Source organism: Enterobacter sp. 237C8, from assembly GCF_034106865.1.
In the GTDB taxonomy this organism is placed as follows: Bacteria; Pseudomonadota; Gammaproteobacteria; order Enterobacterales; family Enterobacteriaceae; genus Enterobacter; species Enterobacter asburiae_B.
Window position 1 is genome coordinate 42,625 of sequence record NZ_JAWNDF010000014.1, and the last position, 20,267, is coordinate 62,891.

25 protein-coding genes are annotated in these 20,267 nt (G+C 48.1%); 7 read left to right on the plus strand and 18 right to left on the minus strand.

What is annotated here, in order from left to right:
• Positions 1 to 2 precede the first annotated feature (2 nt).
• The 5 genes from USF70_RS21165 to USF70_RS21185 form a co-directional block, all read right to left on the minus strand.
• Positions 3 to 206, minus strand: coding sequence for a tail protein X (locus USF70_RS21165; RefSeq protein WP_032642157.1), 204 nt, complete (start codon positions 204 to 206; stop codon positions 3 to 5).
• Complete coding sequence (locus USF70_RS21170; RefSeq protein ID WP_014884903.1) at positions 206 to 673, minus strand: head completion/stabilization protein; 468 nt, start codon at positions 671 to 673, stop codon at positions 206 to 208. The genes USF70_RS21165 and USF70_RS21170 overlap by 1 nt, the downstream gene beginning before the upstream one ends.
• Positions 674 to 771: 98 nt before the next feature.
• Entirely contained in the window at positions 772 to 1,425 is a 654-nt protein-coding gene (gpM, locus tag USF70_RS21175; RefSeq protein WP_032678727.1) for a phage terminase small subunit, read from the minus strand.
• A 3-nt stretch (positions 1,426 to 1,428) separates the two neighbouring features.
• Complete coding sequence (locus USF70_RS21180; RefSeq protein WP_032678728.1) at positions 1,429 to 2,577, minus strand: phage major capsid protein, P2 family; 1,149 nt, start codon at positions 2,575 to 2,577, stop codon at positions 1,429 to 1,431.
• 15 nt (positions 2,578 to 2,592) lie between these two features.
• The gene (locus tag USF70_RS21185) at positions 2,593 to 3,420 is read right to left on the minus strand and encodes a GPO family capsid scaffolding protein (RefSeq protein ID WP_320735986.1); all 828 of its coding nucleotides are present in this window, start codon (positions 3,418 to 3,420) and stop codon (positions 2,593 to 2,595) included.
• A gap of 149 nt (positions 3,421 to 3,569) precedes the next feature.
• On the opposite strand from USF70_RS21185, the gene USF70_RS21190 reads away from it, so the two are divergent.
• Together USF70_RS21190 and USF70_RS21195 are read left to right on the plus strand one after the other, a co-directional pair.
• Positions 3,570 to 5,333, plus strand: coding sequence for a terminase ATPase subunit family protein (locus tag USF70_RS21190; protein WP_032678730.1), 1,764 nt, complete (start codon positions 3,570 to 3,572; stop codon positions 5,331 to 5,333).
• Entirely contained in the window at positions 5,333 to 6,382 is a 1,050-nt protein-coding gene (locus USF70_RS21195) for a phage portal protein (RefSeq protein ID WP_320735987.1), read from the plus strand. The genes USF70_RS21190 and USF70_RS21195 overlap by 1 nt, the downstream gene beginning before the upstream one ends.
• 309 nt (positions 6,383 to 6,691) lie before the next feature.
• Here the strand turns inward: USF70_RS21195 and USF70_RS21200 are convergent, their stop codons facing one another.
• From USF70_RS21200 to USF70_RS21210, 3 genes are read right to left on the minus strand one after another with little or no spacing between them, the layout of a single operon-like run.
• Positions 6,692 to 7,393: a hypothetical protein gene (locus USF70_RS21200; protein WP_044704123.1), complete on the minus strand. Its 702-nt coding sequence runs from the start codon at positions 7,391 to 7,393 to the stop codon at positions 6,692 to 6,694.
• The gene (locus USF70_RS21205) at positions 7,371 to 8,495 is read right to left on the minus strand and encodes a hypothetical protein (RefSeq protein ID WP_320735988.1); all 1,125 of its coding nucleotides are present in this window, start codon (positions 8,493 to 8,495) and stop codon (positions 7,371 to 7,373) included. The genes USF70_RS21200 and USF70_RS21205 overlap by 23 nt, the downstream gene beginning before the upstream one ends.
• Before the next feature lies 1 nt (position 8,496).
• The gene (locus USF70_RS21210) at positions 8,497 to 9,561 is read right to left on the minus strand and encodes a hypothetical protein (protein ID WP_320735989.1); all 1,065 of its coding nucleotides are present in this window, start codon (positions 9,559 to 9,561) and stop codon (positions 8,497 to 8,499) included.
• A gap of 542 nt (positions 9,562 to 10,103) precedes the next feature.
• Between USF70_RS21210 and USF70_RS21215 the strand changes: the two genes are divergently transcribed.
• Positions 10,104 to 10,634 carry a hypothetical protein gene (locus USF70_RS21215; protein ID WP_063160907.1) on the plus strand — a complete coding sequence of 177 codons (531 nt, stop codon included), beginning with the start codon at positions 10,104 to 10,106 and terminating at the stop codon, positions 10,632 to 10,634.
• Between the two features lie 79 nt (positions 10,635 to 10,713).
• Here USF70_RS21215 and USF70_RS21220 read toward each other — a convergent pair whose 3' ends face one another.
• Positions 10,714 to 10,902 (minus strand): hypothetical protein, encoded by a 189-nt coding sequence (locus USF70_RS21220; RefSeq protein ID WP_063160908.1) that lies wholly within the window; start codon positions 10,900 to 10,902, stop codon positions 10,714 to 10,716.
• A 232-nt stretch (positions 10,903 to 11,134) separates the two neighbouring features.
• Between USF70_RS21220 and USF70_RS21225 the strand changes: the two genes are divergently transcribed.
• The gene (locus USF70_RS21225; protein ID WP_320735990.1) at positions 11,135 to 11,263 is read left to right on the plus strand and encodes a hypothetical protein; all 129 of its coding nucleotides are present in this window, start codon (positions 11,135 to 11,137) and stop codon (positions 11,261 to 11,263) included.
• A 17-nt stretch (positions 11,264 to 11,280) separates the two neighbouring features.
• On the opposite strand, the gene USF70_RS21230 is transcribed toward USF70_RS21225, so the two are convergent.
• From USF70_RS21230 to USF70_RS21270, 9 genes are all read right to left on the minus strand, one after another.
• Positions 11,281 to 13,626, minus strand: a complete 2,346-nt coding sequence (locus USF70_RS21230; protein ID WP_320735991.1) for a replication endonuclease — start codon at positions 13,624 to 13,626, stop codon at positions 11,281 to 11,283.
• Complete coding sequence (locus USF70_RS21235) at positions 13,623 to 14,453, minus strand: hypothetical protein (protein WP_320735992.1); 831 nt, start codon at positions 14,451 to 14,453, stop codon at positions 13,623 to 13,625. The genes USF70_RS21230 and USF70_RS21235 overlap by 4 nt, the downstream gene beginning before the upstream one ends.
• The gene (locus tag USF70_RS21240) at positions 14,450 to 15,301 is read right to left on the minus strand and encodes a DNA adenine methylase (RefSeq protein ID WP_320735993.1); all 852 of its coding nucleotides are present in this window, start codon (positions 15,299 to 15,301) and stop codon (positions 14,450 to 14,452) included. Before USF70_RS21240 ends, USF70_RS21235 begins: the two co-directional genes overlap by 4 nt.
• Entirely contained in the window at positions 15,298 to 15,525 is a 228-nt protein-coding gene (locus USF70_RS21245; RefSeq protein WP_048987514.1) for a TraR/DksA family transcriptional regulator, read from the minus strand. Before USF70_RS21245 ends, USF70_RS21240 begins: the two co-directional genes overlap by 4 nt.
• On the minus strand, positions 15,525 to 15,752 hold the full coding sequence (locus USF70_RS21250) for a DUF2732 family protein (protein WP_039025453.1): 228 nt from the start codon (positions 15,750 to 15,752) through the stop codon (positions 15,525 to 15,527). Before USF70_RS21250 ends, USF70_RS21245 begins: the two co-directional genes overlap by 1 nt.
• 67 nt (positions 15,753 to 15,819) lie before the next feature.
• Entirely contained in the window at positions 15,820 to 16,161 is a 342-nt protein-coding gene (locus USF70_RS21255; RefSeq protein ID WP_320735994.1) for a DUF5347 domain-containing protein, read from the minus strand.
• A complete protein-coding gene (locus tag USF70_RS21260) occupies positions 16,125 to 16,325 on the minus strand; it encodes a phage filamentation protein Fil family protein (RefSeq protein WP_320735995.1) in 201 nt (66 codons plus the stop codon). The genes USF70_RS21255 and USF70_RS21260 overlap by 37 nt, the downstream gene beginning before the upstream one ends.
• Positions 16,326 to 16,332: 7 nt before the next feature.
• Positions 16,333 to 16,842 (minus strand): phage regulatory CII family protein, encoded by a 510-nt coding sequence (locus tag USF70_RS21265; RefSeq protein ID WP_048987519.1) that lies wholly within the window; start codon positions 16,840 to 16,842, stop codon positions 16,333 to 16,335.
• 32 nt (positions 16,843 to 16,874) lie between these two features.
• Complete coding sequence (locus USF70_RS21270) at positions 16,875 to 17,117, minus strand: hypothetical protein (protein WP_029463825.1); 243 nt, start codon at positions 17,115 to 17,117, stop codon at positions 16,875 to 16,877.
• Positions 17,118 to 17,236: 119 nt separating this feature from the next.
• On the opposite strand from USF70_RS21270, the gene USF70_RS21275 reads away from it, so the two are divergent.
• From USF70_RS21275 to USF70_RS21285, 3 genes are read left to right on the plus strand one after another with little or no spacing between them, the layout of a single operon-like run.
• Positions 17,237 to 17,869 carry a phage repressor protein CI gene (locus USF70_RS21275; protein ID WP_320735996.1) on the plus strand — a complete coding sequence of 211 codons (633 nt, stop codon included), beginning with the start codon at positions 17,237 to 17,239 and terminating at the stop codon, positions 17,867 to 17,869.
• A 1-nt stretch (position 17,870) separates the two neighbouring features.
• A complete protein-coding gene (locus USF70_RS21280; RefSeq protein ID WP_320735997.1) occupies positions 17,871 to 18,884 on the plus strand; it encodes a site-specific integrase in 1,014 nt (337 codons plus the stop codon).
• Between the two features lie 9 nt (positions 18,885 to 18,893).
• A complete protein-coding gene (locus tag USF70_RS21285) occupies positions 18,894 to 20,126 on the plus strand; it encodes a hypothetical protein (protein WP_320735998.1) in 1,233 nt (410 codons plus the stop codon).
• Positions 20,127 to 20,267: the final 141 nt, after the last annotated feature.

The following is a 20,267-nucleotide window of genomic DNA, read 5'->3' on the forward strand; positions in this document are numbered from 1 at the left end:
GTTCAGTCCCATAACTGGACAGTCTGCGCAGTGGTTGACACCGTGATATCCGGCAGCTCCACCTGCAGCCCGTGCGGTAAAAAGGGGCCATATTCAGCCAGCCCCGGATTCGCCTGCAGCACCTGTTCAGTGACTCCCTGCGTGCGCCCGTAATGGCGCCAGCAAAGTGCGTCCACCGTGTCATACTGATGCGCACGCACTTTCATCAAATCAGCTCCACCGTCATATGCGGCATATCGCGCAGGCGGGACTCCGCCCAGCGCACATCGCGCCACAGCTCGCCTAAGGTTGTTTCGATATCTTCGGCTTTCTTGCTTCCGTCGCCGGTTGCGTCAAAATCGCGATAGCGCTCAACCAAGTTTGCTTTTGCCCAGCAAAACACCGCACGGCGATACAGCATGAGCCGCTGGCTTTCGCCGTCGATCACATCTGCAGGAACGTCGGCCAGGCTCGCATACCCCTGCGCCCGTTGTTTCTCGCGGAACTCATAAAGATCGGCGTTAACTTCAGCAATCGCTGTCAGCAACGCCAGACGCAGGCGCGGATCGGTGACACTCCCATCCATGCGCATATCACGGCGGAACTCTGAAACCCTGACATCAGGCCAGAAACTGGTGTTTTTAATAACGTCCTGGGTACTTTCCCCGGCCTGTTCCGGCGAAACGAATTGCATATTTCTGGCACTCCCAAATAGTTGGGCGGTGGACGGGGTTTTGACGCGGCATAAAGCCTGTCGCCACCCCGTGCCGCCCCGCGCGTTGGCACGATTCGTTAAGCCGACATTGCCTGTCGCAATCGGCTTTCAAGCTTGTTGATTTCGGTTTTGACGCCAGAACTGTTATCCAGCTGCAGGGCACGCTTCAGATGGTTAAGTGCCGCCACTGCCTGATCGTTATCCCGCAGCGCGTAGCCCATCGCCTTATGAAGTCGGGCGCGGGACTGATCCGGCATATCCTGACCTTCAACGATATCGAGCACCTGGGTAAGAATGGCGGCACTGAATGATTCACCGGCAGAAAAAGCGCGCATTGCCGCGTCGGCAAACTCTTCGGCAACAGCGGTCCCGCAGGTCCGGTTGAAGCGCTGCGGCAGGACCCAGCCGTGTTTAATGGCATGACGGGCAATGTCCAGCGCGCCGGTATAGTCTCCGGCATCAATGCGCCAGATCATGACGTACATCGCCACGTCGTCCTGGCCTGACGCGTCAGCATCCAGCAAACCGGCAATCCATGAGGCATAAGCGGGAAGAAACTCACGTTTGAGCTGAGCCTTGCGCTCATTTGACTGGACGGTTTTAAGGCGCCTGCGATGTTCTGTCAGCTGTAACAGCATCTGGTTATAACCCGTCATACTGGCTTTACTGCCGCCCTGCCGGGCGGCATCCTGTGCCTGTACATACTGAGTGTGAGCACGGAACGGATTCATTTATCACGCTCCGGCGCCAGTGCCGCCCGTGTTCTGAGCATCAAGCGCGCCCTGCACTGCTGCAGCAACGATGGTCTGAATATTTTCAGCCGTCAGCGCCGCGCCCGGATTGCCGTCTGCCTGCGCTGGTAACATCTCGATGTTCTCAACCAGGCAAACGCCATCGTAATCTTCGACAACATACGCCTCGTTAACGGATTCGTAGTTCTCCACGCGGTCACGCTTCGGATTGTCGATAACTGAACGACGACGGGTACCGGCTTGCCAGTAAATAGACAGGTTATCCAGACGGGTGATCAGCATGGCGTTAGCCGGGAAGAACGGCGCGCGAACGGCCGGGAGGTTGCCGATACGCTTCTGGCTGATGATGAGATCGGCCGCCATCGCTTCGCTGTTTGGCTGGTCGCGGTTGACGATCGGGAAATATTTATCCGCCAGCAACTGGCGCCCGACGATAACCACAAGCTCTGTATCTTCCTGATACCACGGCGCGATTTTCTCATTCACGGCGCCCATAACCAACGCGTCCAGATTCAGGAAATCGCCGCCTTTACCGACACGGATAGTCTGAGAAACCACCTCGCCCTCGGACACAATTTTGTCCAGAACCTGAACGGGTTTCTCCTGGCGGATTTTCTCCAGCCAGCCGATATTCACATCCTGCAGCAGCGGATAGGTCTTGCGGTCTGACGTTTTTTCACGCTTCACGCCGTTGAAGCCGATCATGATGCGGTCAAGCGCCTGGCGAATAATGATGGCGTCACGGATGCGCGTCTGGAAGTCCTGGAATTTAGCCCACAAATCCAGTTTTGCATAAGGCAGCGCCGTATCAGAGTTAGTCTGGGTACACTTGTACCCTTCACCGTCGATGTAGGTCGGATCAACGGGTTCACGGTCTTTCTGGGTGGTATCAGTATTTCCGGCGATACTGGCGCCAATCCCCAGCCCCAGACGTTCGCCGGACTGCTCATCAACCGGGATAATGTTGATTTTCTGCAGGAACGAGGAAGACTCCTGGATTTTCGTTTCCAGCGTCTGCGCAACGGACGGCTCTGCCGTATATTTTGAGGTGATACCGCTCACAGGCACGCCATTAAGTGTGGCGAGCTGCGTCAGATAGCCGTTGAATTTGAAACGTGTCTCTTTTTTCATTGTGCTTTTGCTCCGTCAGCAATCGGTGGTTTGTTCTGCGCCGTTATTGCCGGTCGCATTAGGGCGGCGTTCGCTGCGGCTGTCCTGAGTGGAAAGCTGCTCACGCAGGGTGGAGAGTGCGTTGGTTGTCTCATCAACAACCTTCTGCATATCGCTCAGCTTGTTGCTGAAATCGGTTTGATGGGTGCTGACCTGCTCCGCCAGCGTCTGATGCTCACGCGCGATGGTTTCAACAGCCTGATTCACATCAGCAAAGCGGGCGTTATCATCGGCGCCTTTGCGGGACAGCAGCTCTTTCACGCGGGTAAACAGGCTGGTTTTTTCCGGCACGTCCTCAAACTCAATGAGCGTTTCAACAGCAGCGGTAAACAGGTTGTCTTTGTCCAGCTTGCGGCGCGCCAGGGGGTTATGTTCTGCGCTGGCGCTGAACTGCAGCATTTCAGTGCCGAGGCTTGCCGGATCGTCAGTAATCGCCAGGCCAACCAGATAAGCGGAGCCGGTATCGGCAAAGCTGGTGTTAACTTCCATTGAGGTGAAAAGCTTCTGCCAGTTGCTGGTCATCGTGACCAGATCGTCAGTCGGGACAATCCAGCCATACAGCGCCATTTTCCCGGACAATGCCCCTTCGGTAATTTCTTCCGCTTCCAGCTTTTCCACCATGCCAAAACGACGGAAGGGCCCATCAGGAGTAAAGCCCTTGATGTGCTCCATATTGATCAGCGCGGTGTATACCTGCGGGTTATAGCTCGCTGCCATCTGGGTGAGCCATTCACGCTCAATAACGCGCCCGTCAGTAGTGGCCCCTTCGACCCCAATACGAAAACGCTTAGATTTTTTTGCCATCGGTCCGGCTCCGGTTAGTTAGTTCGTAACACGTTCAGAGCCTTATGTTTGCGGTGATGGGCGCGTGTAAACAACGCGTTGGGCTTGTGCGAACTCCCACACAATGCGAAGCCGGGGAAAGTGCTGATTTGAGGCCGTATGTTTGTGTCATGACAACACTGACCCCCGCAGACCTCGATCCCCGTCGTCAGGCAATGCTGATGTACTTTCAGGGATACCGCGTAGCCCGCATTGCTGAAATGCTGGGCGAGAAAGTTGCAACCGTTCACAGCTGGAAAAAACGCGATAAGTGGGGCGAATATGGCCCACTGGACCAGATGCAGCTCACCACCGCCGCGCGTTACTGCCAGCTCGTCATGAAGGAGCAGAAGGAAGGAAAGGATTTTAAAGAAATTGACCTGCTGGCGCGTCAGTCCGAACGACAGGCCAGGATCGGCAAATTTAACAATGGCGGGAATGAAGCAGACCTGAATCCGAACGTGGCGAACCGCAATAAAGGTCCGCGCAAGCCGCCGGAAAAAAACCTGTTTACCGACGAGCAGATCGAAAAGCTGGAAGAGATTTTCCGCGCCGGTATGTTCGAGTACCAGCGCCACTGGTGGGACGCTGGCATCAAACACCGTATCCGCAACCTCTTAAAGTCACGCCAGATCGGTGCAACCTACTATTTCGCCCGTGAAGCGTTGATAGACGCCCTGACCACGGGCCGAAATCAAATCTTTCTGTCAGCGAGTAAAGCTCAGGCGCACGTTTTTAAACAGTACATCATCGACTTTGCAAAAGAGGTGGACGTTGAACTGAAAGGCGATCCGATGGTGCTGCCTAACGGCGCGTGTCTTTACTTCCTCGGTACAAATGCCCGTACCGCGCAGAGCTATCACGGCAATCTGTATCTTGATGAGTATTTCTGGATACCGAAATTCCAGGAGCTGCGCAAGGTGGCCTCCGGTATGGCGCTGCACAAAAAATGGCGTCAGACCTATTTCTCTACCCCTTCCAGCCTGACGCACAGCGCCTACCCGTTCTGGTCTGGCGCCCTGTTCAATAAAGGGCGCCCGAAAGCCGACAGGGTAGAATTTGACATTTCTCACAGTAGCCTGGCGCACGGCGTTTTATGCCCTGACGGCCAGTACCGCCAGATAGTCACAATTGAAGATGCCGTAAACGGCGGGTGTAACCTTTTCGACCTGGACCAGCTGCGCCTGGAGTACAGCCCGGACGAATACAACAACCTGCTGATGTGTCAGTTCGTTGACGACCTGGCGTCCGTGTTCCCGCTGGCGTTGCTGCAGTCCTGCATGGTTGACAGCTGGGATGTGTGGGACGATTTCGAACCGCTTTTACTGCGTCCGTTTGCATACCACCCTGTCTGGATCGGCTATGACCCGGCAAAAGGAACGCAGAACGGTGACAGCGCCGGTTGCGTGGTCATTGCGCCTCCCGTCGTCCCCGGCGGTAAATTCCGCATCCTTGAGCGTCACCAGTGGCGCGGGATGGACTTTCGCGCACAGGCCTCAGCGATTGAGGAAATCACCAGACGCTACAACGTGACCTACATCGGCATTGACTCGACCGGCGTTGGCGATGGCGTTTACAAAACGGTTAAGCAGTTCTTCCCTGCTGCGCGTGAGTTTGTCTACAACCCGACCGTTAAAAATGCCCTGGTGCTTAAAGCCTACGACATCATCAGCGGGCGCCGTCTGGAATTTGACGCGGGGATGCTGGATATCGCGCAGTCCTTTATGTCCATTCGGCGTTCAACCACCGCCAGCGGCAACCGGCCAACCTACGAAGCAGCCCGCACAGAGGAAGCCAGCCACGCGGATTTAGCCTGGGCAACCATGCACGCACTTTATAACGAACCACTGGCAGGAGCTTTCGCCAGTACCAGCAACATCGTGGAGATTTTTTAATGGCTAACCGCAAAAACCGCAGCAAGGCACCGCGCGTCCAGACCGCCACCGATACGGCTAACATGGGCAGTAATGCACATGCGGAGGCGTTTACGTTTGGCGATCCGATCCCCGTGATGGACCGCCGGGAGTTATTTGATTACCTGGAGTGCGTGCAGGTGGACCGCTGGTACGAACCACCGATCAGCATGGATGGCCTGGCGCGAACTTACCGCGCCGCCGTACATCACTCCAGCGCCATTCAGGTAAAACGCAATGTTCTTACCAGTACCTTCATCCCTCACCGCTGGCTGTCTAAACAAGCCTTTTCCCGGTTCGCCCAGGACTTTCTGGTATTTGGTAACGCGTATCTTGAAAAACGCTTGAACCGGTTAGGCCAGATCATGGAGCTGCGCGCTTCGCTTGCGAAATACACCCGCCGCGGCATTGACCAGGACACCTACTGGTTTGCACAGTATGGTCACAACTCACAGCCATATCAGTTCGATGAGGGAAGCGTGTTTCATCTGATGGAACCTGACGTTAACCAGGAGTTATACGGAATGCCGGAATACCTCTCTGCCATTCCTTCCGCACTGCTGAATGAATCGGCCACACTGTTTCGCCGTAAGTATTACCTCAACGGTAGCCATGCTGGTTTTATCATGTACATGAGCGACCCCGCCGCCGATCAGAAAGACGTGGACAACATACGCGAAGCACTTAAAAAATCGAAAGGACCAGGCAACTTCCGCAACCTGTTTATGTACAGCCCGAACGGTAAGAAAGACGGTATTCAGATCATCCCGCTGTCAGAAGTCGCAGCGAAAGATGAGTTTCTTAACATCAAAAACGTGAGCCGTGATGACATGCTGGCAGCTCACCGCGTACCGCCGCAGCTGATGGGGATTCTTCCAACGAATACCGGCGGGTTCGGCGATGTTGAAAAAGCAGCACGTGTTTTTGTACGAAATGAACTCATCCCCCTCCAAAAGCGCCTCGAAGAGATCAACGAATGGTTGGGTAATGATGTGATCAGATTCAGTCCGTACGCTCTGGAGGCTGATTAGCAGGCTTAAAAAAGCTCGGCTTGCCCGGGCTTGATGCAAAACGCACTTTGGAATTAAGCAGCTTTCTGCTTCTCTTTGAGTCTGCCTTGCAGCACATTACCTTTAACCTTGCATTCCTGCATCATATGTGGGGCCGCCTGAAGTAGTTCTTCCATTATGTTTTGTCCGTAACGAGCTGATGCCTCTACAAAAACAACTCGAGGGGCACAATGATTTGTTAGGGAGAAAAAATTATGTGTTTTGAATGGTAAGAACTAACTATTTGATTTTTATGGGAAATAGAGGCGGCGGTATGAATACCGCCAACTATTAAATTTCCCGTTCCAGAATATGAGAAACTATTGTCTCAGTTAAATATTTAACCATACCCTCGTTAGCACAGACAGAACCGTTCTTTGATATCTCAAACTCACAACGATGCCCTAAAACATATCCTGCAGCCCTGACCTTATCAAGAGTATATGCTTTATCCCCAATAATATCCTTCACATCATCAAATGCATTTTTCTTAGATGTAACCTCTACAGTTGCCTTAGAGTTATCATTAACTATCAAATTGCTAACCTTAACCTTCTTGATGCTAATAAGGTCTAAATCATATCTTTCACGCAGCGAACCCAAATACTCAGACAGTTTAATATCAACGATACCAAACCCTATTTTATAACCAGAATCCGCACTAAGCCGCTCTGTCAAGGACTTTATTGATTTTGGAGGATTGTAAACTGATAATAAATATAGCCTACCTATGAGCTTTGATATAGAGAACTGAATTGACTCATAAGTAATAAACTCTTGTTCATTTTCGTTACCCAACGGATCTACTGAGGTCTGTTTATTCAACTTAGCTTCAGTATACGTAGCTGATAGTGCTTCAGACGAAAGTTCAAAATCAGAATAACCATAGCCAAGCTCTTCAGAGTACTTGTTACTCTTTATATAAAAAGCAATCTCACTTAACGTAAGATTAGATTTCAATCTATTCCATTTAACTCTGATCAGATTTTCCATCTTTCTTCCCCTGAGCCTGTTTATTTAATTCAATTATAATGGAACGGGCTGCCTTTTCAATCATACGACTAAAAAATAACTTCTGACCATCTTTCAATTGAACCGTTGACTTATTATACTCACCGCCCCCTTTGTATTTTTTAATACCTTTTGCTATATATGAAAATCCTTTGAAGTTTTGAGCATCATTAAACTGCGCTTCAAACTCAAAAATATTTGGATCAGCACCTTTCTCCTTAACCCGCCACTTGATTTTACATATATAAAAACCACGTTCATAAAGTGAGTTGATTTCTTCAGATTTGAGTACTCCTTCCCCTTTCAACGATGCCTTACTAACATGTACTCCTAAATCAATTTCGCCGCTTTCCTCTTCAATCTCTTCTGGTTTTGGGTGATAAACGTAAGCATCTGTTACATCATCGAGCTCATAGCCCTCAAGCCCGTTTATTAATTTCGTAAAGAAATCAGTTCTGGACTGAGGAGAATCAATATTTTCTAGACTTATTTCTTGGATATCTAGAGTAGCGTCCGAAATTGGTTTCCCTTCCTCGATTGCTCTTTCCTTTGATAATCTTTCAACGATAGCAAGCAACTGACTCTCATAAACCTCAGTTTGCTCATTATCTGGGCGACGAATCACATATCCAGCATCTGTTGGTTCGACTTCAATGACAGCTTGTTTTTTAACGACTTGTTTGAAATCACTTTTTGAAAAATTGGTTGACATATAAGTTATATGTATATTTATTATACCACTTTTATCAGCAACTACATGGCACAGGTCTTTTTGGTCTGATAGTTCTTTTTTCAGCGAATCCGCCGCTTTTAGTAAAATTGTTTTTTCAGGCATATTAGAAACTAGTCTCGAAGTAGAACGTTCCCTCCGAGGCTCACTTCCTAATATCTCTGCTATTTTTTGGTGATCATAGTAATCATGAGTAAACTTTGAGAAGTTTTTAGCTAATAATTTTCTATCAGTGTTTTTTGAAATGATTATACCTCTTGAAAGATAAAGCTCTCTCATCTCATTTTGAGTTACTTGTGACTGGTTAAGAGCATCACATAAAACCTTATCCGTCACACTATAAATATTGCTCATATTAATAATCCCATGATGTTGATTCAGTACTATAAAACTCTTTAACCGTAGGAACTAAATATATATCCATAGAAAGCAACTTTTCCTTTGCACTATCATCATAATTCCAATCAAATGCATATTTCTGAAGTGCTCGCTTGAAATGCGATCTTATTGAATCATTCCGATCCTTTGTCGCGATACGTATTCTGATGTTGTTCTTTCCATTCAGAATCTGGTAGTTAGTTAAAAGATCAAAGAGGTAATAAAATTCCATATCCGTGGAGCCCGGACGATTATAATACACAACATACCCAGCGGGATAAACTTCAACTTCTTTCTGTAGCTCGCGGTCATACGAGTAAACTGCATCATGTTTAATAATTAAAAATGGAGCAGTCAAAGATTCTATCGTTGCAGGTAAATAATCATCGGTAACAATTACCTTATGATACGTAAGTTGAGGGTAATAAAAACCATACTCCTCTCTCGGAAATTGATTATCTCTGATTAATTCATTCATGTCTGCGATTATAGATAACATATAGCTAATCGACTTAGGCTCAATTATATGGATTTGTTGCCCATCAGAAACCTTTATATTATCTAATTTAACTGCTTTCGGCTTTCTTTTTCTTCCCGCAGGTTTAGGGGGATCGAAGAAATCATAAAAGTCATGCTCAAAATCATTGTCATGGTTATAAACAAACAATAGCCCTCTAACCTCACTGTCCCCAACGCATATATTATATTTATCTCGCCACTCTGGGCTATATTGAGCACAGGAAATTGTATATCCAAGCGATGTGAGCGCTTTTTCTATCATGTCAGGATTGATAGAACCCTTAGAGTAACTTTTTAAGTCAGTATTCAATAAAATAGTTTTATTTAAATAGGGGTCTTTATAGCTAAAAACCACATCGACAGGGTGTGTATGAGCCTGCTTTTTATCGAGTGGTTTATGGTTTTCTTCGTCAATACATCCAAAGTCCTGATCACACGGCCCTGATATGCTCCATTTAAAGCGCTCGAAAATCTTCGACGATACTATCTTTGCTAACTCTTCTATCGGTCCGTTCTCAGCCACAACACATCTCCTTAGCTTAACCTTTCTCGGCAAAATCCTATGGACAAGATAAGTAAATCATTGTTGCTTTGCAAGAATGTAGGGGCATTATGCCAAGTGGTGAAATATGACATCAAGCGCGCGCTCGTAGCCCCGCCACGCCTGCCCGCTTTATGCAGAGGTTTTCATGCACTTGCATGACATAAGCAAAATCCCGCCAGTTCTGGCCGGCTTCAGCGAAAACGACCCTCGAACGATCATGCGATATCATGCAGCATAGACATGCACTTCTTGCTTTGCCGATCCTTAAGTATGTCAATTGAGCCCGTATAGGCTACTTTTGCCCGGAGCGAACCTGAAAGGGATGCGTTACGCTAGCCTGTCTTAATGCAGCCTTAGTTAGATGATCTAGAAAAACCACAGTACTCAACGTAGTAATCACAGAGTAAAAAACATAAAACATGTAAAAACTAGAAAAAACGCCATTGACCAACCAGTATTCTAGTGCATATACTAATCAAATCGACAGTATCCCCTCTAAAACATTAACGGGACATGATTAAATGGCTAATACTAACTGCATTACTGTACTTACTGCTCGTGGCATTACTGAGATTCTTAGCACAGGAGGAAGTCAAGCATGGAGACTTGACGCCAGCCATGCTGCTAAATACGAATATTTAGTTTGTGTACAAAATTCGAAAAAAGATTGGGGATCACAAGAAGCAAAACATCACCATGCATTCATGGTCGGTCGTATCTCGGGAATCAGCAGGGCTCCCGAAAATCCTCACCGCTGGATCATAAATATCAGTTCTTATGCTGAAATTGACATCCCAGAGCAATGGGATGGTAACCGAAACCCCGTTTCTTATCGCAACCTCAAAGATATTGGCATCGAGACGAATAAACTGGAATTCAAAGCTGTTCCAAAATTCGCTCCAGCGAATTTGAATGTCGAACAAGCGGGTGATGAGTACGAAGATGAAGAAGAAAATGTTGTTAAGCCGTTAACACTTAAAGAGGCAAAAGCTGGGCTAGCCTTATATTTTGGAGTCAATGAAGAAAACATCCAAATCACCATACAAGGCTAAGAACTCACTACACTCGTTGTTCAACGTTGCTGGCATAAGATTCAAGTTCTCAAGCCAGCAACGTTCCTGGTTCCTACTTCTAACCGGGAAGATCCATCGACCGGCCATTTTCATGAGCACGAATCTTCGCCATCAACTCGTCCGTTAACTCAGAAACCCACTGGATAGCCAGCCGCTTCTCTTCGTCGTCACATTCACTAGCCGCTACAAGCTTGATAAAGAAATCAATACGCTGGAGCTTTAGCGACTCCAAAAGATAGTCCTGCATCTTCCCTCCTAACAAAACAACTGTATATAAACACAGTATACAGCCAGTCTCAAAATGTAAAATGTTTTTTTATCTTTCAAGCAGATGGCTAAAATGCGTTCCTTAAAAAAGAAACTCAAATGAGGCATAAGATAATGCGCAAAGCATGTATTGAGCTTATGGCAGGAACCAATGCCGCGTGTCTGTTGGCAGGCGAACTAGGCATGGCCGCTGCCTTTATATGGTTGTAGTAATGGAGGATATTTTTGGTAAGCCTACAACAGAACAATGGCTTAAATCCTTAAGGCTCTGCGAGGCCAAAGCAGCTGAACTTAAGTATGAAGTAGCTCGTATTCGCGGCCTGCGTCTGGCTGGTTTGTAACCTTCCATTTGAGGGGCTTAGTACCATTGACGCCATTTGTCGTCCTCCTGCAGGCGCTGGTTTCGATAGAACAGGCGCAATCCACCTCCAGATGGCAGGCTGCCGCCACGCAGAAGCAGATTCAATTCCGTTTCGCTGGCGTCAAAGCCCCTAGACCTCAGTTCCGCTTCGAGTTGCAGCCGTTGGTGATCCGAAATTTCCTGTTTGTACCCTTTTCGGCGTTTCGGTTTGACAAGCCGCAGCCTCGCGGTCAGCTCTCGCAGATCCTTTTCGCTAATGTTTTCGAAGTCCGGTAGTGCTGCAGATTTTACGCTGCCCAGTAATTCGCCCCCTGTCTGGTACATTTTTTCAACAGGGGGACAGTTATTGCCACGAGTCCAAGGGGCGCTAGCGCCCTGGTCGGCTGTCGCCTCCTGAAGGTCAACGGCTTTACGAACCATTTTCCACTTCACTGCATGAGTGCAGATCCGGCCCTCAATGATCGGGGACCAGATGCCATAAATACGGACACCATGATCGCCGTAGGCGCTCGGCTCGTCGTTCAGCTCGTAGGCAGTCCTGACAAGATGATGTTTACGGGGAATCAGGACGCCGCCCTGCTTCATGATGTACGTGGCAAAACAGCCAGCATCAGCTGCGGCCAGCACAGCATCCAGACGCGGATTTTCCAGTACGGGCGAGCCGGCCTTCTTGTCACCCTGCGCCCTGGCAGCCTGACCGGCCAGCAGGCGCAGCTCTCGATACGCCTGGCGGCCAGGAATCCCAAAGAAGCGGAATTGCTGGACACGGTGCAGCGAAGCCCAAGCGTTTACGTTCTCAGCGTTATCGCGCAGTGATCTGCCTGTTTCTTTGCTGACTTCCTGCGCCAGCCCGCGTCCGTCAATATTTTTGCTGATGTATTTGGCGATATAGCTGGTCGGTGTACCCTTGTGCGGGTTGATAAGCTCAGACTTGAATCGCGGCCCGGTATTGGTGCCCAGCTCCTCCCGGTCCTCACTAATGGCGAATTTACGTAGCAGCGCGGTAATGGATTTGCGGTCTTTTTTGCGCATGAAGCAAAGCAGATGCCAGTGCACGGTGCCGTCATGGTGTGGCTCAGCAACGCGGACGCCATACCAGCGCAGCCCGGCTTTGTGCATAGCCTTACGGAAGGCGGCGAACATATTTACCAGATAATCGCTGCTCTGGCGGACCGTAGCACTGGTCCATTTCGGGTTTGGCCAGCCGTTATTAAGCGTCGCGTGAAAGCGTGACGGGCAGGTGATGGTATAGAACACGGCGCATTCACCACGCATTTCTGCGATCAGCTCCAGCCCCTTAACGCAGGCCATCATTTCGTTGCGCCGGTGCGCCGGATTGCTGCTGCTGGCGTTTACCACATCTTCCATATCCAGCGTGTCACCTTCGGCGTTAACCAGCTCATGCGAGCGGAAAAACTCCAGGGATTTGCGGCGCTGTTCGCGTTTGTGGATCACGGCCTCATAGCTGACATACGGGGATGCCTTTTTGTTAACCAGGCAGACAGCGCGCAACTGTTCTTCCCGCCATTCACACCGCATCTGCCACAGCTTGCGATACCACCAGTCCGCGCAAAGCATACGGGCAAGCGAGCCCGGAATAAGCTCGTATGGAACCGGCTTACGGCGGTGCTTTTTACGGCGTAGCTGCTCGAAAGCAGGCGGGATAACATCAAGGCGCATAGCCTCAGCGGCCACCCTTTCCCATGAGCGGCGGATCTCTTCCGGCGTAACGTCTTTATCCATAAACAGCTCACCGCAGGCAGCATCCAGACACACGCTCATGTGTGCCGCCACCAGGGTTGACAACCGCTTAACCTGCTCCTGATTCATTTCGGGCAGGACCAGCAAGCCCTCCAGCCCGTCGTGGCTCGCCATAAAACGGAATGACGCAGAAATCTGGCTGGTACGCACGCGCTCGAGGCGTTCCAGGCACGGCCTGATAGTTTCACGCAGATAGCGGGAATATGCCTTCGGTTTTCCCTGGCCCTCGAAATATTTAATCCGTTCAAGAAGCGGCTTACTGATATGCGCCGGCTGGGCGCTCACGTCAGCAACGATGACCAGATCGGGATTGAATTGCTGCTGTTCGCGGGCCATTTTGGCGCGGCTTAGCAGCTGGTCCTGCTCCATTTCCCGCTGAACAGGATCACGAGATTCATTGAAGAAATAGCGATCCCAGACCTCATTATTCAGGGCTTCGCGGCGCAGCTGTTCCTGCTCGTTATCCGCAGCATAGAGAGTAATCAGGTTTGAAAGCACGGATGAAGTGGCACGCTTATCTGTATCCAGATAAGGGTTAACCGCTTTCTTTTCAGCATTCCAGGAATAGCGGTAATTGCTCATGCGATCTCCAGTTCAAGCTGGAAAGGCTGCAACCCTTTTGAGGACCATTCAGAGATAGAGGGCGGCCGCACTGCCTCGATAGCGCCTTTAAGAATGGCGCAACGGTTTTTCAAAATTACGGCTTTGAGCTCTTTTTCGCTAAGACCGCGTGAATACTCAGCCTCGCGGATAGCCCTGGTTAGTTCAGGATATTTAGAGTTGAATTTAGGAACATTGCAGGCCAGATTCGTGCTGTCAGCGGTGGCGAGTGGATAATTGCCCATCACACGCCCATCCAGCATACGCAGGCCATAAACTCTGGTTTGAAAGGTATATTTGCAGTAAATAGTTTCGAAAGCCTCCTGCATACGACGATGCCAGCGCTCTGTCCTGATAACCGCATATTCTCCAGATGACCCAAAACAAACCCGGGGCCATTCGCGGCAAAGCTCAACCAGACGATCTATAGATTCGTGCAGGTGCCAGACAGGAGCCGCCTTATCCCGAAACACGCGAGGAACCTGACGAATCAGTGCATCGTTATCACTTTCTCCCCCCTCCACAACGTCAGGGATCACGAAAAAAGCCACTTTAGGATGGTGGTAATAGCCAAGCAGCCACTCATAGAATTCGCACCAGTTAACAACCAGGCCCCGCATCCATGCTGAAAATGCTCCGTTATCAATACCCACTGCGGCGGCAAAATTGAGAGATGCTGCAATCTGGTCCGGGCGCACATATGAAACGAAAGCACCGGCTCCGCTCACCGCAATGCGATGAACATCACCGGCACTCCCCCAAACAGGCGTCCCGTGAAAATGATGGGCCCCGAGCTGCGCCCCTTTCACGCAGGCACCTTCCATACAACAGAGCAATCAGGGCCACCTGGATCGACGCTTACGCACATCTTTGGTTTAAGCACCGCAATGAGCTCGTCAGCTTTTTTCCCTTCGCCCGCGGCAACGCCAATGCTGCGTTTTGTGCTGATGCGGTGAAGTGTGAATTTTCGATAAAACGAACGAATCAGGCGGGTGTCGCTATTGGACACGATGATCGGATGGCCTTCTGATGACCGGCGCACCAGAATAGATGCCAAATCATACTGGTCATCATCAGAGAACCCGGCAGTGTGATAACCGCTAAAAGTACCGTCATAAGGCGGATCGCAGTAGACAACATCACCCGCCTGCAGCATTGCCAGCGTTTCGTCATAACTGGCGCAGATGAACGTCGCGCACACAGCCTTTTCAGCAAATGCACGTATTTCATCGACAGGCAGATAAGGCTTTTTGTAATTACCATATGGAACATTGAAAAGACCGCGCTGGTTATAACGGCACAAACCGCGATAACAATGACGATTAAGGAAAAGGAAATAAGCTGCCTTTTCTATTGGCTGCAGGGGTACAGTGTTAAAAAACTGGCGGCATTTATAATAATCTTCTTTCGTGGTGAACTTGGAGAAAATATGCTCTACCAAATGAATAAAGCTGTTAACGTCTTCTTTAATCATCTGATAAAGATTTATAAGGTCAGGGTTAATATCCGCAATAAGATAATAAGGATAGTCTGTTGCCATCATCACAGCGCAGGAACCTGCGAAAGGTTCAACCAGTCGAGGGCCATCTGGGAGGTGCTTTTTGAGTTCGGACATGATGGCGGTTTTGTTTCCCGCCCATTTCAGGATAGTGCTCATACAACGCCTCCGTTGTAGTGCTTGCCTTTAAGCTCTGCGATTTCCTGACAGGTCACACAGCACTGCACGCCCGGAATAGCGCGGCGGCGAGCTGGAGGGATCGGCGCATCGCATTCGATGCAAAGCACACGGGAAACGCCCGGCGCTCTGTTGCGGGCAGTGTGGATGTGGCGCTGGCGTTCTTCTTCAACGCGCTGTTGTACGAGGTCCATAGAGTCAGCCATTAGTGGAGCTCCTGAGATTCGTTTTCGTAGCGGGTTGCTTCGCAGCGCAGTAGTTCAGCTGCTTCAACACCGTTTAACCCTTTGTTGGTGATGTGGGTTGCCAGCGCCTCAAGGCGGATTGAAACTGCGAGCGCGCGGCCTTTGCGCTCCTCACGTTTGGCAATATCGATCACCGCCATAAGCGAATCAGTTTCGGCTACAAACATTTTTCGTAATTCTTTCTGCATTGTTCTCTCTCCTAAATTTGGGCAAAAGAATACCCGGCGGGTTTACGCCATTAATTTCTGTTGTGGGTTAATTCGGCATGGTTAGCCGTTTGGGAAATAAGCTCACCACTGCACGAAAATGATTCATTGCTTTAACCAGTTCCCGCTTTTCGTCAGTAGTCAGATCACTAATATTGACGCCGTGACGTTCTGCCGGAATTTTTGCCATAAAGAATATGGCAGCCAGTGCGCGCTCATTATGTTTATGGTTTATATCGCGACGGTCACGCATATCTTTAATGAACCTTTCAAGCTCTGGCTCAATATTCAGACCAAACACGCTCGCCCTTAATTCAGCTATATGGTTCAGTCCTTCAAGCCGTTGACCCGGGCTTAGTGGAACAGTCGCAGAAGTACCTTCAATAGCCATGGTTTCACCTGTTTGGTAGTGGTCAGCCCTGCCAGTAGTTCTTCCTGAGAGCGGGACGGGCGCCAGCACTTGCCATCTTTCCCGATAATCCAGCCATGGCCGCCGTGCATACCCTGGCTTTGTTTAACCAAAAGCGATGCGAATGAGGGTTCTTTATTAAGCATGAGCACCTCAGATCAGACCAAAAGACGCGCTGAGGCCCGTCACTGTATCAACAGCACTTGCCATTGCCGGGTTGTACTGCAGGCGCGCATGCATGGAAACAGCTGTAAGTGCCATTAAGCGAGTGACAGAATTGATGCTTTCGATAACCTGCCGACGTTCCGTTGTTGTCTGGTGTTCGCCAGAAACAGCGCTTGCTGCAACACGACCAATCTCTGCTGTAGCATTCAACACGTAATGAGGCATTTTCTCGCTGGCAACTTCGTTCAGCGGCACGCATGGCAAGCAATGGATTTGCGCCAGAAACCCATCAACCAGCGTGGAGTCCTCAGTGATATCCGTCAGCAGCCAAATTTCCGGCGCCGTGAGTTGATGCGGTTGCTCCGGGTTCAGTTTGTTGCGCAGCGTCTGGACGTTCATGCCTGCGCGGTCGGCCAGCTTCGCCATATTGTGACGGAGTGCGAAAGCGCGGCATGCTTCATCAAAGTGTGGATGTTTGGAAATCTTATAATCAAACATGCGAGCCTCCTGGAAAGTTCTCATAATTGAACTTACTGACCAACAACAACGCGGAAGTTGGAATGACCAAGGGACTCACGAACCTGATCGGTTTTGTACATCAAGTAACGAAGACATACGCGCCCCTTATTTTTCTCCTTTTTGACCATGTATTTAGCCAACTGGCCATGGTGGATTTTCTGATAAACAGACCCGCGGGAAATGCCTTCCCATTCCGCGAACTCTGCCGGTGTAGCCATCTCTTTTGGTACACGAATTGAAATATCGGTGCTCATAGTGCAGTATCTCTCAGTTAAGGTTTGGTTTATGTCGTTTTATCTTGTTTTATGCGATTCAATAATCGAACAATCGAGATAATATGATCCAATATTTGATACGTCAATAGGATTAAGAAATGATACAGGTGAAAGCTGGCGAGAATACAGGGGGTAGAGAGGCTATCCATAGGTTAATGGCTGCCTATGATTTTAAGTCCAGGCAGCAGCTATGCGATCACCTAGGCGCATCCAAAAGTACTATGGCTAACAGATACTTAAGAGACAGTTTCCCTGCAGAATGGGTGATCCAATGTGCTCTTGAAACGGGTGTTTCTTTACTCTGGCTTACCACAGGTCAAGGTGAACCCGGAACAAAAATTGACGATAAAAAAAGTATCAATTTCGTGAACTCCGGCAAAGTAAAACCTCTTTCTGAACTTGTATCGCCTGAGATCGACAAAGTTAATCTCATGGGAGGTTCGCTGGTTGAAGCCGGGAAGGCCATCATTGATAGCAGCCTGCTTCCATCTGACTCACGCGAGCTGCTTCTAGTAAATACCGCTGGCGATTCATATTTAGTTGACCGTACCCAAGTACCACCAGTGAATGGTATGTGGTTGGTCGATATCGACGGTATAAAAAGCATTGTTAAGTTAACTCGTCTTCCGGGAAACAGATTAGTTGTGCATCAAGATGACTCTTCATTTGAATGCAACCTGGATGATATCGAAGTAGTTGGCCGCGCATTGAAAATCATTAAGAGTCTTTGATATGACGATCAGAAAGCAGCCGAATGGAAAATGGTTGTGTGAGTGCTACCCGAACGGGCGTGACGGCAAGCGCGTGCGTAAGCAATTTGCGACTAAAGGCGAGGCTGTAGCATTTGAAAACTTCACCATGGATGAAGTGAACAAAAAACCGTGGCTGGGTGAAAAGGAAGATCGGCGGCATTTGTCAGAATTGATTGAACAGTGGCACTCCCTTTATGGGCAGACGCTCGCAGACCCCAAGCGCCTAATGGCGAAACTGAACATTATCTGCAATGGACTGGGCGACCCCGTCGCTTCTGAGTTAACAGCCGGTGATTTTACCAAATATCGTGAAGCACGATTAAAAGGTGAGGTACGTAACCAAGACGGTGGGCTAATGTCGCCAGTGAAGCCCCGCACGGTAAACCTGGAACAGCGTAACTTATCATCCGTTTTTGGCACCCTTAAAAAGCTGGGTCACTGGTCAGCGCCTAACCCGCTTGCCGGGCTGCCAACATTCAAAATCGCAGAGGGGGAACTGGCGTTCCTGACCTCGGACGAAATTAAACGCTTGCTTGATGCCTGTGCTGATTCTCAAAGCCCCAGCCTGTTGATGATTGCTAAAACATGCCTAGCTACTGGGGCACGATGGAGTGAAGCGGAAAACCTGCAGGGCCATCAGTTATCAAAATACCGGATCACCTATACCAAAACCAAAAGCAAGAAAAACCGAACTGTACCGATATCTCATGAGCTGTATAACGAACTCCCCAAAATCAGAGGGAAGCTATTCACACCATGCAGAAAAGCCTTTGAGCGTGCAGTAAAGCGGGCTGGAATCGTCCTGCCAGAGGGGCAATGTACCCATGTTTTGCGCCATACTTTTGCAAGCCACTTCATGATGAATGGCGGGAATATTCTTGTTCTTAAAGAAATTCTAGGTCATGCCGATATTAAGATGACTATGATTTATGCACATTTTTCTCCAGACCATCTTGAAGATGCTGTGAGTAAGAACCCTTTAAACTTTCTATAGAGCAGAACCATGGAAGAAAAAGCAAAAACCCCAGCAATAGAAGCAGAAAAAAAATATGCACTTTGGATTGATTATTTTCTTGAAAAATTATTAAAAGATGAAAGATTAAATCCACCATTCAATATCAAAGGTGATATTGGAAGTGACTTCTCAGAACGCTGCAGAATATATCTCACCCTGATTGATGACTCAATAAAAAAAGATATAAATGGCTGTGGCAAATATTTAAAAACGTTACGAGGAAGAGTGGAAAATATACAACAATGCCTGCAAAAAACGCTAGAGGAATATTTATCTGGAGACATTAAAACAGCATATGATATATTCGATGAAGTCATGTCAAAGGAAGCAACTATAACTCAATTAAACCACATTAGTATTTTACTAAAAGACATATGCAATGAGAATAAGCCATTATATAGAGTAAGGAAATCTGAAACACCTTTAGTAGAGCATGATGAGATATTTCACATCCCATTTTCAAAAAGATATTTAGTTAACGCTCAGAGATACTCAGTTGCAGGTCAACCTTGTCTATATCTTGGTACATCTTTATATGTTTGCTGGCAAGAAATGGGCAAACCCGATTTCGATAAGCTATATATATCCTCTTTTATTACAAATGACACCAATTCTAAAATATTAAACTTTGCATCACCTCATTTATCACTTCCAATTAAAAAACCAGAAAATGATTCATTTTACTTTAGTACAAACAGAACTAAAGCCTCATACTTTATTTTTTGGCCATTACTAATTGCCTGTAATTATTTAAAAAGCAAAGAGAATTCATCATTTACATCTGAGTACATCATCCCCAATTTACTAATGCAGTGGATAGGTCGCCGAGTTAAATCCCCAATAGCCGGCATAGCATACTATTCCACGAAGATGCCTAAATCAAGAAATAGTAAACACTCTATAAATGTTGTATTACCGCCAAAAGCATCGTATAAACAATCCATTCAATATGAGTTTTGCCCAAAACTTAGTTCTTATTTTGAGTTTACCCCACCAATGTCTTGGCAAGTGCTAAAGACACTTGATTATCAAAGTCATTTCATAATGTCAAACGAACAAAGCACCGCAATTAACTACCTGAAAAAAAAGGAAAAACTATCTGGAATAGCAAATTTTGAAGAAGATATAGTCAACCTATATCCACTTACTGACTTTTACAAGCTTGAAATTTTAGTCGATCGACTTTTTAAACATTTAGCAATTAAACAAAAAACCATATAGTAAGAGAAAAATAATGGGGAACTGCAAATGGCGGCCAAATATAAAAACAATACTTCTTGATGAGGGAAATTTATTGGAAGTACATTAGTGTACGGTGCTAAAATAAATTTAGCCCTACTATTAATCAATCACTTATTAATA

What these genes read in the sequence shown, in the direction of transcription:
- USF70_RS21165 (WP_032642157.1), bottom strand. Translation starts at nt 206, where the DNA reads ATGAAAGTGCGTGCGCATCAGTATGACACGGTGGACGCACTTTGCTGG.
- USF70_RS21170 (WP_014884903.1), bottom strand. Translation starts at nt 673, where the DNA reads ATGCAATTCGTTTCGCCGGAACAGGCCGGGGAAAGTACCCAGGACGTT.
- gpM (WP_032678727.1), bottom strand. Translation starts at nt 1,425, where the DNA reads ATGAATCCGTTCCGTGCTCACACTCAGTATGTACAGGCACAGGATGCC.
- USF70_RS21180 (WP_032678728.1), bottom strand. Translation starts at nt 2,577, where the DNA reads ATGAAAAAAGAGACACGTTTCAAATTCAACGGCTATCTGACGCAGCTC.
- USF70_RS21185 (WP_320735986.1), bottom strand. Translation starts at nt 3,420, where the DNA reads ATGGCAAAAAAATCTAAGCGTTTTCGTATTGGGGTCGAAGGGGCCACT.
- USF70_RS21190 (WP_032678730.1), top strand. Translation starts at nt 3,570, where the DNA reads ATGACAACACTGACCCCCGCAGACCTCGATCCCCGTCGTCAGGCAATG.
- USF70_RS21195 (WP_320735987.1), top strand. Translation starts at nt 5,333, where the DNA reads ATGGCTAACCGCAAAAACCGCAGCAAGGCACCGCGCGTCCAGACCGCC.
- USF70_RS21200 (WP_044704123.1), bottom strand. Translation starts at nt 7,393, where the DNA reads ATGGAAAATCTGATCAGAGTTAAATGGAATAGATTGAAATCTAATCTT.
- USF70_RS21205 (WP_320735988.1), bottom strand. Translation starts at nt 8,495, where the DNA reads ATGAGCAATATTTATAGTGTGACGGATAAGGTTTTATGTGATGCTCTT.
- USF70_RS21215 (WP_063160907.1), top strand. Translation starts at nt 10,104, where the DNA reads ATGGCTAATACTAACTGCATTACTGTACTTACTGCTCGTGGCATTACT.
- USF70_RS21220 (WP_063160908.1), bottom strand. Translation starts at nt 10,902, where the DNA reads ATGCAGGACTATCTTTTGGAGTCGCTAAAGCTCCAGCGTATTGATTTC.
- USF70_RS21225 (WP_320735990.1), top strand. Translation starts at nt 11,135, where the DNA reads ATGGAGGATATTTTTGGTAAGCCTACAACAGAACAATGGCTTAAATCC.
- USF70_RS21230 (WP_320735991.1), bottom strand. Translation starts at nt 13,626, where the DNA reads ATGAGCAATTACCGCTATTCCTGGAATGCTGAAAAGAAAGCGGTTAAC.
- USF70_RS21240 (WP_320735993.1), bottom strand. Translation starts at nt 15,301, where the DNA reads ATGAGCACTATCCTGAAATGGGCGGGAAACAAAACCGCCATCATGTCC.
- USF70_RS21245 (WP_048987514.1), bottom strand. Translation starts at nt 15,525, where the DNA reads ATGGCTGACTCTATGGACCTCGTACAACAGCGCGTTGAAGAAGAACGC.
- USF70_RS21250 (WP_039025453.1), bottom strand. Translation starts at nt 15,752, where the DNA reads ATGCAGAAAGAATTACGAAAAATGTTTGTAGCCGAAACTGATTCGCTT.
- USF70_RS21255 (WP_320735994.1), bottom strand. Translation starts at nt 16,161, where the DNA reads ATGGCTATTGAAGGTACTTCTGCGACTGTTCCACTAAGCCCGGGTCAA.
- USF70_RS21260 (WP_320735995.1), bottom strand. Translation starts at nt 16,325, where the DNA reads ATGCTTAATAAAGAACCCTCATTCGCATCGCTTTTGGTTAAACAAAGC.
- USF70_RS21265 (WP_048987519.1), bottom strand. Translation starts at nt 16,842, where the DNA reads ATGTTTGATTATAAGATTTCCAAACATCCACACTTTGATGAAGCATGC.
- USF70_RS21270 (WP_029463825.1), bottom strand. Translation starts at nt 17,117, where the DNA reads ATGAGCACCGATATTTCAATTCGTGTACCAAAAGAGATGGCTACACCG.
- USF70_RS21275 (WP_320735996.1), top strand. Translation starts at nt 17,237, where the DNA reads ATGATACAGGTGAAAGCTGGCGAGAATACAGGGGGTAGAGAGGCTATC.
- USF70_RS21280 (WP_320735997.1), top strand. Translation starts at nt 17,871, where the DNA reads ATGACGATCAGAAAGCAGCCGAATGGAAAATGGTTGTGTGAGTGCTAC.
- USF70_RS21285 (WP_320735998.1), top strand. Translation starts at nt 18,894, where the DNA reads ATGGAAGAAAAAGCAAAAACCCCAGCAATAGAAGCAGAAAAAAAATAT.